The sequence below is a fragment of the Polyangium jinanense genome (genome assembly GCF_028435365.1).
Window position 1 is genome coordinate 587,857 of the sequence record NZ_JAGTJJ010000001.1, and the last position, 14,761, is coordinate 602,617.

Below are 14,761 nucleotides of genomic sequence, written 5' to 3' on the forward strand. Positions count from 1 at the left end.
GCGCAACCAACGTCGTCCGGTACGTCCTCCAAGAACTCCAAGATCCGCGTGATTTCAAGCACTTAACCGTCCTCGACGGCCTGGTTCGAATCGTGCATATGCTGGGTGCGCCGGGCCGGTCCTTCCGGTCCAGGTTTCCTTGGAGGCACGATGATGCATTCGCTTCGCGTATTGACGATTGCCACGCTTTCCCTCGCAACCGCCGCGCTCGTGGGCTGCGGCGACGACGAACCGCCGAAGAACGAGAACAAGAGCTGCTCCGTCCAGGCGCAGTCCGGCTGCGAAACCGGGCTCGTGTGCGAGGAGGTCGAAGGAGCCGAGCCGGCCTGCTTTGCGCCCGTGGCATTCAAGGGCGTGGTCGTGAATGCCCTCGACGACAAACCCGTCCAGGGGGCGCGTATCGTCGCCCGCGACGCGAACGACGCGGCCGTCTCGCCGGTCGCCATCTCGGGCGCGGACGGGTCGTACACGCTGAACGTGCCGGCCAAACGCAACGCGGAAGGCAAACCGCTGGCCGCAAAGCTGACCCTGCGCGCGGACGCGTCGGGCTACCAGACGTTCCCAGTGGCCCCGCGCGTCGCGCTGCCGATCGATGTGGATACGGCCACAGGCAGCCCGCCCGTGGTGCAAAACCCGTCGACGGACATCGCGCTCGTGCCGCTGCCGAATGCGTCAGGCCTCGGGTCGATCGCAGGCACGGTGGTGGCCGACACAGGCGTGGAACTGGCGCCCGCAGGCGCGCTGGTCGTCGCCGGCGGATCGACGGGCATCGTCGACTTCAAGGGCAACTTCGTCGTGTACAACGTGCCGGCGAACGCGAGCGTGGACGTGAAGGCCTACGCCGCAGGCCTGCAGATCACGCCGAAGACGGTGGCGGTCGAGGCGGGCAAGGAGACGGGCAACGTGGAGCTGCGCATCACGAGCGCGGCGACGGCGAAGGTAACCGGCAGCGTGCAGGTCGTGAATGGCAACGGCTTCGACACGACGAGCGTCGTGCTCGCGCTGAAGGACACGTTCATCACGGAAGCAGCGCGCGGCGAGGTGCCGAAGGGCCTGCGCGTGGGCGGCGTGACCGGCGCCTACGAGTTCTCGGGCGTGCCCGACGGCGACTACGTGCTCCTCGCGGCCTTCGAGAACGACGGCCTCGTGCGTGACCCCGACATCTCGATCGGCGGGACGGCCATCCTCGACGTGACGATCGCGAACGGGATGAGCGTGACGAAGGAGGGCTTCAAGGTGACGGGCTCGCTCGAGACGGTCTCGCCCGGCAAGGACGCGATCGAAGAGGTGACGGGCACGCCCACGTTCGTCTGGGCCGACGACTCGAGCGAGGACATGTACGAGGTGCGCGTGTTCGACGCGTTCGGCGTGCTCGTCTGGGAAGACCTGGCCGTGCCGAGCGTGAGCGGCTCGGACAACGTGACCGTCGAGTACAAGGGCGACGCGCTGACCCCGGGCATGATCTACCAGTTCCGCGCGACGTCGATGAAGGACGGCGTGCCGATCTCGCAGACCGAAGATCTCCGCGGCGTGTTCATCGCCCGCTGATCCCTCCCCCCTCCCTTTCTCCCCGTAAAACAAGGCTTTTCTGATCCTCGTCCCCCCCGGAGGTGACCATGGCGAACGTACGTCTTTGGAAGTCCTGGCTCGTCGCGTGTGTGACGGTCGCAGCCACGGCGGTGCTCGCGAGCGCCTGCAGCTCGGACGGTGACAACACGTCGGGCAGCAGCAACAACAACGAGAACACGTGCACGTTCGGCGGTGAAAAATGCGCGGCCGGCTGTAGCCCGACGCTCGGCTGCGTGGAGTGTTCGGCCGACGAGATGTGCCCCGCAAGCGCGCCCTTCTGCGTGCTCGGCCGCTGCGAGGCGTGCCAGACGACCGCGCAGTGCGGCACTGGCAAGGCGTGTTTCCCCCACAAATTCACGTGCGAGCCGGTCTGCGCGGCGAACGGCGACTGCCCCGGCGAGGCGCCGATCTGCGACCCGAGCACGGGCGTGTGCCTCGGCTGTCTCTCGAACACGGACTGCACGGACGCGAAGAAGCCGATCTGCGATCCGACGCGCAGGCAGTGCGGGGCGTGCGCGGAGAACGCGGACTGCGGCGCCGGGCAGCCGGTCTGCGACCTGCAAAAAGGCGAGTGCAAGGAGTGCCTGGTCGACGGGCACTGCCCGCCCGGCTCGCTCTGCGGAACCGACGCGAAGTGCCACTCAGCCTGCACGTCGAACGCCGACTGCAAGGACGCGGGCAAGCCGGTCTGCAACGTGGCCGAGAACAGTTGCGTGGAATGCCTGGCGAACGCCGACTGCGGGGCTGCGGCGCCGATCTGCGACGGGAACAACTGCCGGGTGTGCGTGACGAACGGCGACTGCACGAACCCGCAAACGCCGGTCTGCAAAGACAAAAACGAGTGCGTCGGCTGCCTCGGGAACGCGGACTGCAAGGACCCGCTTTCGCCGATCTGCAAGGGCGAGGTCTGCGTGCAGTGCGACAAGGACGAGCACTGCACCGATCCGGCCAAGCCGAAGTGCGAAAACCAGGTCTGCGTGGCCCCCTAGAGCCGGAAAATCCCGTCGTTCGCTGGAAGAATGCGCAGCTCCGCCACTTGCTGCTAGAGTGCCGGCCCCCGAGCACGAGTGGCGGAACTGGCATACGCACCGGGTTTAGGTTCCGGCGCCGCAAGGATTGAGGGTTCGACTCCCTCCTCGTGCACCACATCTCGGTGGGGGGCTCCGGTCGGCCCTGAAGCGATTTTTCGCTTTGCGAAAAAATCTCCGGGCCTTCCTCTGCCCCCCACACCCCCCGCGCGCTCCCCTCCACTTCGCTTCGCCCCGTTGCGGGAAGCGCTTCGAACCGGTACGTGTTCAGGCCCCCATCCCGGGATTTGCGCCTGCTTGCCGTAGGGACTACGTTCGGCAGGCTCCGCGCCACCCCCGACCCTCGATCCGACCGGGACGACGAGCCCCGGAGCCAAGGCGAAAGACGATGCTCACCTGGGCGATGAAGAAGATCTTCGGCACCTCGCACGATCGTGCCATCCGTCGCATGCGACCGAAGGTCGAGGCCATCGGGGCCCTCGAAAAAGACCTGAAGAAGCTCTCGGACGCCGAGCTCCAGGCCAAGACGGCCGAGTTCAAGACCAAGCTCGACAACGGCGCGAAGCTCGACGACATCCTCATCCCGGCCTTCGCCGTCTGCCGCGAAGCCTCCCGGCGCGTCCTGCGCATGCGCCACTACGACGTGCAGCTCATCGGCGGCATGGTGCTCCACCAGGGCTCGATCGCCGAGATGCGCACCGGCGAGGGCAAGACGCTCGTCGCCACCCTGCCCTGCTACCTCAACGCGCTCGAAGGTAAAGGCGTCCACGTCATCACCGTGAACGACTACCTCGCCAAGCGTGACGCCGAGTGGATGGGCAGGCTCTACGGCGCCCTCGGCCTTTCGACCGGCGTCGTCGTCAACCAGCAGAACGACGCCGACAAGCGGCACGCCTACCGCTGCGACATCACCTACGGCCAGAACAACGAGTTCGGCTTCGACTACCTCCGCGACAACATGAAGTTCTCGGCGCTCGACTACCATCAGCGCCCGCTGAACTACGCGATCGTCGACGAGGTCGACTCGATCCTCATCGACGAGGCGCGCACGCCACTCATCATCAGCGGCCAGGGCGAGCGGTCGAGCGACAAGTACCGCGTCATCAACGACGTGATCCCGCGCCTGCGCAACGAGGAGCACTACAACGTCGACGAGAAGGGCCACTCCGTCACGCTCACCGACGATGGCGTGGAGCTCGCCGAGAAGCTGCTCGAAGCGATCGGGGTCCTGAAGAGCAAGAACCTCTACGACCCGGTCAACCTGGAGACGCTGCACATCCTGAACCAGTGCTTGCGCGCGCACTCGCTCTACAAGCGCGACGTCAACTACCTGGTGAAGGAGGGCAAGGTCCTCATCGTCGACGAGTTCACCGGCCGCGTGCTCGCGGGCCGCAGGTGGTCGGACGGCCTGCACCAGGCCGTCGAAGCCAAGGAGAACGTGCGGATCCAGGAGGAGAGCCGCACGATGGCGACGATCACGTTCCAGAACCTCTTCCGCATCTACAAGAAGCTCTCCGGCATGACCGGCACGGCGGACACCGAGGCCTCGGAGTTCCACAGCACCTACAAGCTCGACGTCGTCATCATCCCGACGAACAAGAACATCATCCGCACGGACTACGAGGACGTCGTCTACAAGACCGAGCGCGAGAAGTTCACCGCCGTCGTCAACGAGATCATCGAGAAGAACGAGAAGGGTCAGCCGATCCTGGTCGGCACGACGAGCGTCGAGAAGAGCGCCGCGATCGCGAAGATCCTCGGGAAGAAGGGGATCAAGCACAGCGTGCTGAACGCGAAGCAGCACGAGAATGAGGCCTTCATCGTGGCCCAGGCCGGTCGCAAAGGCGCGATCACGGTCAGCACGAACATGGCCGGCCGCGGCACGGACATCCTCCTCGGCGGCAACCCCGAGATGCTCGCGAAGCTGCGCTTCAAGGAGCAGAACCGCCTGCCCGAGGCCGAGCCCGAGGCGTTCGACGAGCTCGTCGATCAGATCCGCAAGGAGTGCGAGGCCGAGGGCAACGAGGTGCGCGAGATCGGCGGGCTCTACATCATCGGCACCGAGCGGCACGAGTCGCGGCGCATCGACAACCAGCTCCGCGGCCGCGCCGGCCGCCAGGGCGACCCGGGCATGTCGCGCTTCTACCTGTCGCTCGAGGACGATCTCATGCGGATCTTCGCGGGCGACCGCGTGAAGAACCTCATGGAGAAGATGGGCATGCCCGACGACGAGCCCATCGAGCACCCCTGGGTCACGAAGAGCGTAGAGAACGCGCAGAAGAAGGTCGAAGAGCGCAACTTCGACATCCGCAAGAACCTGCTCGAGTACGACGACGTGATGAACGCGCAGCGCAAGACGATCTACGACATTCGTCAGCAGCTGCTCGTGGGGCGCTACTCGCCCGACATCGTCGACGAGGAGGGCAAGGCGACGGGCGAGAAGCGCACGATCAAGCCGCTCCCGCGGATCGTCGAGGACGTGGTGCCGGACATCGGCTACCTGCTCGGCATGTTCGCGGCCGATCCGATCTCGCCGCGCGACAAGGAAGGCAACCCGCGGACGCTCTCGCGCAAGGACTTCGAGAAGGTCGAGAAGTTCGTCGAGACCGACAACCTGCAGAAGGAGCTCTACACGCGCTACGGCGTGAAGATCGACTTCGAGAGCCGCGAGGACGCGGGCGTCGAGATCTACGACGAGTGCATCGACATCATCCCGCGCGCGCTGACCGAGCAACGCGAGCGCTTCCTCGACCTGATGGACCGGATCATCGGCGCGATGGTCGAGGAGAACTGCCCGCCGCGGAAGCCGCCGGAGGACTGGGACTGGGGCGGGATCTTCCAGGGCTTCCGCGAGCACTTCGGGATCGAGCTGCCCGACGAGATCGCCGAGCACGCCGAGGCCGAGCACCTCGCGCACGACCTCTTCGATCGCGCCGAGAAGGCCTTCGAGGCCCGCGAGAAGGAGATCGGGACGGAGCTGCTCCTCAGGATCTTCCGGCACATCTACCTGGAAGAGCTCGACAAGTCCTGGGTCGATCACCTGACCGACATGGACCACCTGCGCGACGGCATCGGCCTGCGCGGCTACGGCCAGAAGGACCCGAAGCAGGAGTACAAGAAGGAAGGCTACAACCTCTTCGTGACCATGGTCGCGCGCGTGCAGTCGAACGTGATGACCAAGGTCTTCGCGATGAAGGTGCGTCGCGAGGAGGAGGAGCAGGCGATCGAGGAGCAAGACCTCGCCCGCCACCAGGCGCAGCTCGATCACGCCGTGGCCCACCACGCCGAGGAGCTGCCGCCCGGCGCCTCCGAAGAGCCGCCGCCACAAGAGCCGATCGTCACGGCCGAGATGGAGTGCCCCTGCGGCAGCGGTAAGCCCTTCATGCAGTGCCACGGCGCCGAGGACGAGGCGTCGGTATGAGCACCGCGGCGTCACACAGGCCGGTCCACCCGTCGATGGTGCTCGGGGCCTACCTCGAGCGCCTCGTCCGCGCGCGTCGCGTCGCCGTGCTCGGTGACGCGACCCTGGAGCTCGCCGAGAGGTTCGTCGAGCGCGGCGCGAGGCTCGTCCACGCCTACGATCCCGATGCTGCCCGCGCGGCCGAGGCCTTCGCGCGCACCGCGCAGGATCGCGACCGGCACGTGACGCACGCAGTGCTCCAAGGCGACCTCGGCGTACGCGATGGGGCCTTCGACGTGGTCGTCCTGCCCGATCTGTCGATCTTCGCCGACCCGTCCGACGTGCTGCGCAGAGCACGAAAGCTCGTCGGCTCGGCCGGCGTCGCGGTGATCGCCTCGCCAAACCCGGACGCGTCGCGCCGGCTGCTCGCGCTGTCCTCGCCGCGCGGCAAGGAGACGTCGCCGCCCGGGTATTACGCGCTCTACGACCTCGTCTCGCTCCAGTTCCCCGTCGTGCGCATGCTCGGGCAAGCGCCGTTCGTCGGGTACACGGTGGCGGACTTCGCCGCCGGCCCGGATCTCGAGGTCAGCGTCGACACGTCGCTGCTCAAGGCGACCGAGGAGCCCGAGCACTTCATCGCGATCGCCAGCGAGCGAAAGGTCTCCGTCGACGCATTCGTGGTCGTGGAGCTCTCGCTGTCCGAGGTGCGCGAGGCGATCGGAACGGCAGGCGCGACGGCCGCCGACACGGGCCGCGTGAAGGAGCTCGAAGCCGCGCTCGCCGCGCACGACGAGCGAAGGCGCACGGACGAGAAGTCCGCCGAGGAGCGCGCGGCCGCCGCCGTGGCGACCGCGGCGCGCGTGGTCGAGCTCGAAGCGAAGCTCGAACGGCTGCGCGAGGTGGACACGCGCGCGGGCGACACGCACGTGCGGGCCGAGCGGCTCACCCACCAGATCCGCGATCTCGAAGAGGAGCTCCGCCGCCAGCGCGACCGCGCGACCAAGCTCGCGAAGCAACTCGACGACGAGAAGAAATCCCGCACGAAGGCCGAGGTCGAGCTCGGGCTCGCCCGCGGACGCCCGGAGATCCCGGGCGCAAAGGAGCGCATCGAGCAGCTCACGGCCGAGCTCACCACGACGCGCACGCGCGCCATGGAGCTCGAAGGCGAGCTCAGCGCGGCCGGCGTGGGCATCGAGGAGCTCTCGAGCGATCGGGCCGCGCTGCGCGCCCGCGTCGCCGAGCTGGAGCTCCGCCTCGCTGCCCAGGAAGCCGCCTCACGCGAGCCGGATCCCGGTCTGCTCTCGCGCGTCGCCCAGCTCGAAGCCGCGCTCGAACGGTCGGAGGCCACCCGGCAAGCGGCCGTGCGCCGCGCCGACGAGCTCGCCGAGACGCTCGCGGCGACGACGGCCGAGCGGCTCCACCTGACCGAGAAGAACCAGACGCTCGAGAAGCAAACGGCCGCGCTGCTCGCCGAGCGCGCCGCGAGCGAGTCACTCGCGCCGGAGATCGACGCGCTCGAAGCGCAGCTCCGGGCTCGCGGGCATCGCATCGTGGTGCTCGAAGCGGAGCTGCGCGAAGGCCTGCGCGTGGGCAAGGAGCTCGTCGAGGAGCTCGAAACGCTTCGCGCGACGGCCGTGGTCCCCGCGGGCGAGGCCGCTCCTCCGGCAGCCACGCCGCAAAACGGAGCGCCCGTGCCTCCGTCGGCGCTCGGCGGGTTTGCATCCGCGCCCGAGGCGGCGCCTTCCGAGACCGCGGAAGCCTCTCCCGTCGCCAACGCCGACGCCGACACCCTGAAGACGCAGCTCGACACGCTCGCGGCCCGCGCGGCCCGCTCCGAGGCCGATCTCAAGGCCGCGGAGTGGCGCATCGCGCAGCTCGAGCTCGCCCTCGCGTCCGCCGAGCGCGGCGAGGGAGAGCCCGCGGCCGTGGCCGTCGAGCTGGAGCAAGCGCTCCTCGCCGCCCACCAGGAGCTCGCGACGCTGCGACGAGCGGTCGGTCCCGAGGGCGGGCACGTCGCGCCGGGCGTGGTCGAGCAGGCGGTCCTCCTCCACCAAATCTCTACTGCCGCGCTTGGGGACTCCGCTCCGTAAACGGAGCTGCGCCCCCAAACCCCCCGCCAACTCGACGGCGTCGTCCCCTGACGGCTCGCCCCCTCTGCCTGGCCGCGCTAACACGTCGGCCATGCGTCCTCGCCTGATCGCCGCGATCGCTCGCATCGCAACCGCCGCCACGCTCGTGACGGCCCTCGGCGCCTGCGGCTCGGCCGTCCCCAAGCCGGCCGCCGATCCGATCGAGGCCATGCGCGCCGGCGCGAGCGCCTCGCAAGACGGTGAGGTCCTCGGCCGCTGGCTGCTCGGCGAGCTGCTCGTCCCCGGTGGCGACGCGGCGCGGGCACGCGAGGCGCGCGGAAAGCTCGACAAGGCTTCCTCGAACAAGGGCCTCTACGCCTCGCTCGCGCGCGCCGTCGACGACGAGACCCACGGACGCTTCCGCGCGGCCGCCCTCGCGCACCTCGACGCTGTGAACGCCGCCCGCACCACGGATCACCCCGACGCGCCGCTCATCGGCTGGTACGCGGCGAGCCACCTCCTCCGCCTGCGCACGAGCGTCCCCGGCATCTGGGATCTCGCCAAGGACACGGTCGTGCGCACGATCGAGCAACCGGGCCACATCGGCTGGCGCGCGCGCAGCGACCTCGCGGAGTGGTGGAGCGTCGAGGGCCTGCGCAAGGAAGCGGAGGGCAAGGACAAGAGCCCGACCGAGATCGCGGCCGAGCGCTTTGGCTGCGCCAAGAAGGCGCGCCTCGCTGGCCCCTTCGGCCACCTCGCCGCGAATGATCACCGCATGCATTACGAGGCCGAGCGCGCTGGCCCCTGGCCTCGCCTCTTCCCGGCCGATCCGCGCCGCGCCGATCGACCGCGTGTCCTCGCCACCGAGCGGCGCGGCTGCCAAATCCGCAGCGGCGAGCCTGTCTCGGGCGGCGTCTTTTATGCCGAGACCTTCCTCGAGCTCCCCGCCGAGCGTGAGCTCATCGTCGCCGTGCAGGGCGCGTTCTCGATCCGCATCGACGACGTCGAGGTCCTCACGCGTGACCCGCGCGACTGGGGCATCTGGCCTCGTTTCGGCGCGCGCGTCCGCCTCTCTGCGGGCCGCCATCGCATCCTCGCGCGCATCGGCAACGCCGAGACCGGCATCCGCATCCTCACGCCGAACGGCCTGCCCCTCGGCGCCGAGACCTCCGACGATCCTACGGCGCCGTACGTCCTCGAGCCGCCGCTCGTCCTGCCCGATCCCAACGTCCTCGAACCTTTCCTCCTCGCGCTCGGCGTCCCGGCCGCGCCGCGCACCCCGCGCCCTTCGCCGCGCGACACGAACGATCCCATCGCGCGTTACCTCGCCGCGTGGCTCTCGCACATCGAGGGGCAGGACGACCTCGCCTCCGTGCTGCTCGAACCGCTCGTGAAGGATCCGTCGCGCGCCACGGGCCCCGCGCTCTCCACGCAGGCGCTCTTCATCGAGAAGGACCCGATCTTCCCGCAGAACGACGCGCGTGATCTCGTGAAGGACGTCCGCGCCCGCGCCGTCGCCAAGGATCCCGACCTCTGGCTCTCGCTCTTCTGGCTCGCGCTCGACGAGGCCGACAAGGTCGGCGCGCCCGAGGCCGCGACCAAGGTCGCCAAGCTCGCCGATCGTTTCCGCGAAGTCCCGGACATCCTCAAGGGACTCGGCCGCATGTACGCGCAGATCGGCTGGACCGTCGAGCACGCGCGCACCGTCAAGGACACGGCCACGCGCTTCTCCGAGGACACCGAGGCCCTCTTCGCGCTCCTCCGCCTCCACGACGAGCGCGGCGACGTCGCCGAGGCCGACAAGATTGCGAAGCGCATCGAGGCCCTCGATCCCGACGCCGAGGTCGCCCTCCAGCGCGCGCTCGAACGACGCGACTGGGGCGGCGCGATACGCGAGCTCGAGCGCATCGGAAAGACCCGCCGCGATCGTCAGGACATCGCCATCAAGATCGCCGATCTCCTCACCCGCGCCGGCGCGCAACGCGAGTCGATCGAGGCCCTCGAACGCGCCGTCAAGAACGACCCCGAGGACGCCTCGGCGCGCCTCGCGCTCGCCGACGCGCGCCTCGCCCGTGGCGACAAAACGGCCCTCCGCGCCGCGCTCGTCGAGGCGATCCAGACCGGCGCCGATCCTTCCGCGCTCCGCGAGGCGATCGAGCTCGTCGAGGGCACGACCGAGCTCACGCCGTATCGCATCGAAGGCAAGAAGGTCATCGCGCAGTTCGAGGCCTCGGGCGTCACGATGCCTGGCACCGCGGCACGCGTCCTCGATTACGCCACGGTCTGGGTCCACGCCGACGGCTCGGCGCGCATGCTGGAGCACGAGATCATCGGCATCCAGTCGCGTGAGGCCATCGAGGAGCTCGCCGAACAACGCGTCCCGCGTGGCCTCGTCCTCAAGCTCCGCACCGTCAAGAAAGACGGCCGCGTCCTCGAACCCGAGTTCGTCGACGGCAAGCCCACCGTCACGATGCCGCACCTCGAAGTCGGCGATTACATCGAGACCGAGACGCTCTACACGCTGCGCGGCGACGGCCGCGGCGGCCGCAGCTTCGAGGGCCCGCGCTGGTTCTTCCGCGAAGAAAAGATCCCCTACTTCATCAGCGAGTACGTCGTCGTCTCGCCCAAGAACCGCCCGCTCGACGTCGAGATCGGCGGCAGCGTCCCCAAGCCCACCCTCAAGGAGAACGGCGCCTTCGTCGAGCGTCGCTTCCGCGTCGATCGCAGCCCCGCGCTCCCCGAGGAGCCCGGCAGCGCGCCGACGCAGGAGTTCCTCCCGAACGTGCGTGTCGGCTGGGGCATCAACCTCGACGAGCGCATCGAGCGCCTCGTCGACGCCACGAGCGACGAAACCCCGCGCGACCCGCGCCTCAAGCGCATCGCCGAGAGCATCGTCACCGGCGCCGCGCCCGACGACGACAAGGACAAACCTGCCCGCCCGACGTCCGTCGACGAGCAGGCGCGCCGCATCTACCGCTGGGTCCTCGCGAACGTCGAGCAGGGCCGCGAGGACGACGGACGCCGCATCGTCATTGGCAAGAGCGGCAACCGCACCGAAGCGTTCCTCTACCTCTGCCGCCTCGCCGGCATCGACGCCTCGCTCGGCATGGTGCGTGATCGCCTCACCCCACCTTCGACGGGACCGCTCAGCGACGCCGAATCCTTCAACGCGCTCGCCGTCCGCCTCGACACCGAGCGTGGCGTGCGCTGGATGGTCGTGCGCGACAAGTTCGCGCCGTTCGGCTACCTCCCGAGCTCCTTGCGTGGCCAGCCTGCGGTCGTGCTCGAAGAGGGCGCGCCGCGCGAGACCACGCCGCTCACCGGCTCGCGCGACGGCGTCACCTATGAGGGCACGGTCGAGCTCCGCACCGACGGATCGGCCACGCTCAAGCTCGAACAGCGCTTCGAGGGCAAGTTCGCCATCATGCTCCGCAGCGCACTCGAGAGCTTGCCCGACGCGCAACGCGACGAGGCCATCGAGACCAAGCTCATCGGCCAGGCCTTGCCCGGCGCGCGTTTGCGCTCGCTCGACATCAAGAACGCGACCGACCTCGACGCGCCGCTCGTCCTCGTCATGGACCTCGAGATGAACGACTTCGCTCGTGTCCGCACCGGCGACATGGTCGTCTCGCCGCCCTTCGCGCTCCGCCTCTCGCCCTTCGCGGCCCTCCCCTCGCGTGAAACGCCGCTCTACATCTCGGAGCAATCCTCGGTCTTTTCGAACGTTCGCCTGAAGGTCAAACTCCCCGAGGGAGCGCGAGTCACCACACAACTCGCCGCCGCTTCCACCCAGGACGGAGGCCGCACGGCGACCGTCAGTGACCGCGTGGATCGCGACACGCTCGTCTTCGAACGGGCGATCAACATCCCCGCTGGCCGGGTGCAGCCTGATGCGTATGGCACCTTCCAGAGCTTCGTCCGCGAAGCGGAGGCGGCGCTGCATCGCGACATCGTGATTTCCGTGGGATCACGTTAGCGATCTCGCGTTACGCCCAATCCTGGTAATATGGACCATGAATCATGGTCACGATCCAGGATAACCGGCGTCCCTCCGTCGACGCACCCAAGGTACGCATCAACCGTGCGCTCAAGCTCTGCCCTCTCTTCGAGAAGGTGGCTCGCTCGACGTTCGACAGCGCGCTCGAAGTCGCCGAAATCGACGTCGTTCGTGCGGGGATGTCCATCCAGAAGCAGGACGACGACGTCACGTCGCTCGCGCTCCTCGGACACGGGCGTGCGCGGCTCGAACGCAAACTACCGTCTGGACAGACGGTCCCCCTTGGTTACCGCGGCAGCGGTGATCTCCTCGGCGAGGCCGCGCTTGCGGGCGCCAGGACGTACGCCGAGAGCGCAATCGCCATCGACGAGAGCGAGGTCGTGCGCTTCCCGGTTGCCGCGATTCAAGCGTGGCTGCGCGACGATCCTGCGCTTGGCCTCGCGCTCCTTGGCCTGCTCATCGACCGCCAGCGTGCGGCTGAGGATCGCATCGAGTCGCTCCTCTTCCGCAACGTCGAGGGCCGCCTCGTCGAGTTCCTCCTCGGGGCCGTTGATCGCTGGGGCGTACCCGACACACGCGGCACGTTGATCTCTGCGCCGATCACCCATCTCGAGATCGCGCAGTCGATCGGCTCCACGCGTGAGACCGTCACCATCACCCTCGGCGCGCTCCGCAAGGACGGCTTGCTCGCCGTGGCGGGTCGACGGCTCATCGTGGTCGACCGCGACGCGCTCGTGAAGCGTCGCTAGCGCACGGGCGAACGACCAGCCAGGCGGCCCCGCGCGTCCTTTTCGCGTGCTTGGTCGCGCTCGGGCGTGCTATCGCCCGACCGCGATGTCGATCGCCCAGAGTTACCGGATTCGACTCGAAGGGATCCGGTTCCGCGCGCGCCATGGTGTCTCGCGGGCCGAACGCGGCTTGCCGCAGGACTTCGTCGTCCATGTCGAGGTCTCGTTGCCCGTCTCGAGTCTGCCCCGGACGGACAGCCTCGCGAAGGTCTTCGACTACGACGGCCTTGCGAACCTCGTCGTCGACGAGGGCACGCGTGCTTCGTACAAGCTGCTCGAAATCCTCGCCGAGCGGCTCATCACGCGCATCCTCGCCGACACGCCTGCGGTCGCTGTCACCGTGCAGGTCAAGAAGTTCGGCCCGCCCACGTCGGTGTCGGTCGACGCGGTCTCGGTCGAGCTCTCGGCGAACCGCCCCGCGTAGCCATCCCGCAGACGAGCGAGCGGCCTATCATGGGCCATGACTCGCCTTTCGCTCCTCGCGGCTCCGCTCGCACTCCTCGCCCTCGCTTGCTCTAGCGAGGACGTAACCCCCTCCGTCAAACCCACGCCGCGTGCCTGGGACAAACTCGCCACGCCGAGCGACGTCGCGCTCGGCCCCGTGCGTGGCTTCACGCAGGCGCGTGGCATCATCCACAGCCACTCGCCCTACTCGCACGACGCGTGCGACGGCAAAGGCCTCGACGACAGCGGCGTACCTCGGACCGACTGCGTCGCGAACCTCCGCCGCGGCATGTGCGACGCCGCCGAGGATTTTGTTTTCCTCACCGACCACGCCGCCCACATGGCGGACGCCGACTTCCCCTCGTTGCTCTTCATCCAGCCTGGCGACGAACCCGTCCTCGGCGCGGACGGCGCGCCCATCGGCAACTACGTCGCGTGTGGCGACGGCCGCCGCGTCCTCGTCACTGCGGGCAACGAGAACACCTTCATGTCCGTGGGCCTCGAACGCCACCTCCCTGGCGACCCGGCCACGCGCCGCGCGACGTACGAGGGCGAAACCGCGGCCACCGTCGATGTGATGCACGAAGCCGGCGCCCTCGTCTTCATCGCGCACACCGAGTCCCGCACACCCGAGTGGCTTGCTTCGATGCCGTACGACGGCATCGAGGTCTACAACGTCCACGCGGCGATCGACCCCGACATCCGCCGCGACTTCCTCGGCCTCGAAGCTTATGGCGGGGGAGCCTCCATCCTCCCGTTCACCCGCCAGGACGAAGACGGCCCGCAGCCCGACCTCGCTTTCCTCGGCTTCTTCGAAGAACTGCCCATCTACGGACAGCGCTGGGACGCCTTGCTTGCCACGCGCCACGTCACGGGCATCGCGGGCACCGACGTCCACGAAAACAGCTTCCCGGGCATGCTCCGCGACGGCGAGCGTGGCGACAGCTACCGCCGCCTCATGCGGTGGTTCTCGAACATCGCGCTCGTCGACGGCCCGATCACCCCGGCTTCCGTCAAGACTGCCCTCGCCGCTGGCCGGAGCTACGTCGCGTTCGAGATCCTCGGCACGCCGTCCGGCTTTGATTTTCATGCCGAGACAAACGGTTCTTTCGTTGAAATGGGTGGGGAGACCACCGCCGGCGCCACAATCGTGGCCCACGCTCCCAAGGTTCATAACCTCGATCCCGCCGTCGACGCACCGACGATCTCCATGCGCCTGCTCCGCATCGACGCGTCCGGCACCACGATCGCGGCCGAGGGCGACACGATCCGCCTCGAGAATGCGCCGCCCGGCGCGTATCGCGTCGAGGTCCGCATCCTCCCGACCCACCTTCGCCCGCACGTCGGCGACACCGGCGAGTCGTACATCCGCGAGCGCTTGTGGCTCCTTGCGAATCCGATCCGCATTTCCTGAAGCCAAAGCGAGGTCGTCTGCCCGAAAAAGCCGATGGATCGCGGCGGAGACA

General features: G+C 68.5%; 8 protein-coding genes and 1 tRNA gene. All 9 read left to right on the forward strand.

Annotation, left to right across the window (positions count from 1 at the left end):
- The first annotated feature begins 150 nt into the window (after positions 1 to 150).
- The 9 genes from KEG57_RS02345 (at position 151) to KEG57_RS02385 (ending at position 14,709) form a co-directional block, all read left to right on the forward strand.
- Positions 151 to 1,548 carry a hypothetical protein gene (locus KEG57_RS02345; RefSeq protein ID WP_272458060.1) on the forward strand — a complete coding sequence of 466 codons (1,398 nt, stop codon included), beginning with the start codon at positions 151 to 153 and terminating at the stop codon, positions 1,546 to 1,548.
- 68 nt (positions 1,549 to 1,616) lie between these two features.
- Positions 1,617 to 2,558: a hypothetical protein gene (locus KEG57_RS02350; protein WP_272418265.1), complete on the forward strand. Its 942-nt coding sequence runs from the start codon at positions 1,617 to 1,619 to the stop codon at positions 2,556 to 2,558.
- A gap of 72 nt (positions 2,559 to 2,630) precedes the next feature.
- A tRNA-Leu gene (locus KEG57_RS02355) sits at positions 2,631 to 2,715 on the forward strand.
- 270 nt (positions 2,716 to 2,985) lie between these two features.
- The gene (gene secA / locus KEG57_RS02360; RefSeq protein WP_272418264.1) at positions 2,986 to 6,018 is read left to right on the forward strand and encodes a preprotein translocase subunit SecA; all 3,033 of its coding nucleotides are present in this window, start codon (positions 2,986 to 2,988) and stop codon (positions 6,016 to 6,018) included.
- Positions 6,015 to 8,087, forward strand: coding sequence for a hypothetical protein (locus KEG57_RS02365; protein ID WP_272418263.1), 2,073 nt, complete (start codon positions 6,015 to 6,017; stop codon positions 8,085 to 8,087). Before secA ends, KEG57_RS02365 begins: the two co-directional genes overlap by 4 nt.
- Before the next feature lie 91 nt (positions 8,088 to 8,178).
- The gene (locus KEG57_RS02370) at positions 8,179 to 12,042 is read left to right on the forward strand and encodes a hypothetical protein (RefSeq protein WP_272418262.1); all 3,864 of its coding nucleotides are present in this window, start codon (positions 8,179 to 8,181) and stop codon (positions 12,040 to 12,042) included.
- A 44-nt stretch (positions 12,043 to 12,086) separates the two neighbouring features.
- Positions 12,087 to 12,812: a Crp/Fnr family transcriptional regulator gene (locus KEG57_RS02375; protein WP_272418261.1), complete on the forward strand. Its 726-nt coding sequence runs from the start codon at positions 12,087 to 12,089 to the stop codon at positions 12,810 to 12,812.
- Positions 12,813 to 12,897: 85 nt separating this feature from the next.
- The gene (gene folB / locus KEG57_RS02380) at positions 12,898 to 13,275 is read left to right on the forward strand and encodes a dihydroneopterin aldolase (RefSeq protein WP_272418260.1); all 378 of its coding nucleotides are present in this window, start codon (positions 12,898 to 12,900) and stop codon (positions 13,273 to 13,275) included.
- Between the two features lie 36 nt (positions 13,276 to 13,311).
- Positions 13,312 to 14,709 carry a hypothetical protein gene (locus KEG57_RS02385; protein WP_272418259.1) on the forward strand — a complete coding sequence of 466 codons (1,398 nt, stop codon included), beginning with the start codon at positions 13,312 to 13,314 and terminating at the stop codon, positions 14,707 to 14,709.
- The last annotated feature ends 52 nt before the right edge of the window (positions 14,710 to 14,761 follow it).

Excerpts from the sequence above, each read along its gene's own strand:
- KEG57_RS02345 (WP_272458060.1), top strand. The coding sequence starts at position 151 with ATGATGCATTCGCTTCGCGTATTGACGATTGCCACGCTTTCCCTCGCA.
- KEG57_RS02350 (WP_272418265.1), top strand. The coding sequence starts at position 1,617 with ATGGCGAACGTACGTCTTTGGAAGTCCTGGCTCGTCGCGTGTGTGACG.
- secA (WP_272418264.1), top strand. The coding sequence starts at position 2,986 with ATGCTCACCTGGGCGATGAAGAAGATCTTCGGCACCTCGCACGATCGT.
- KEG57_RS02365 (WP_272418263.1), top strand. The coding sequence starts at position 6,015 with ATGAGCACCGCGGCGTCACACAGGCCGGTCCACCCGTCGATGGTGCTC.
- KEG57_RS02370 (WP_272418262.1), top strand. The coding sequence starts at position 8,179 with ATGCGTCCTCGCCTGATCGCCGCGATCGCTCGCATCGCAACCGCCGCC.
- KEG57_RS02375 (WP_272418261.1), top strand. The coding sequence starts at position 12,087 with ATGGTCACGATCCAGGATAACCGGCGTCCCTCCGTCGACGCACCCAAG.
- folB (WP_272418260.1), top strand. The coding sequence starts at position 12,898 with ATGTCGATCGCCCAGAGTTACCGGATTCGACTCGAAGGGATCCGGTTC.
- KEG57_RS02385 (WP_272418259.1), top strand. The coding sequence starts at position 13,312 with ATGACTCGCCTTTCGCTCCTCGCGGCTCCGCTCGCACTCCTCGCCCTC.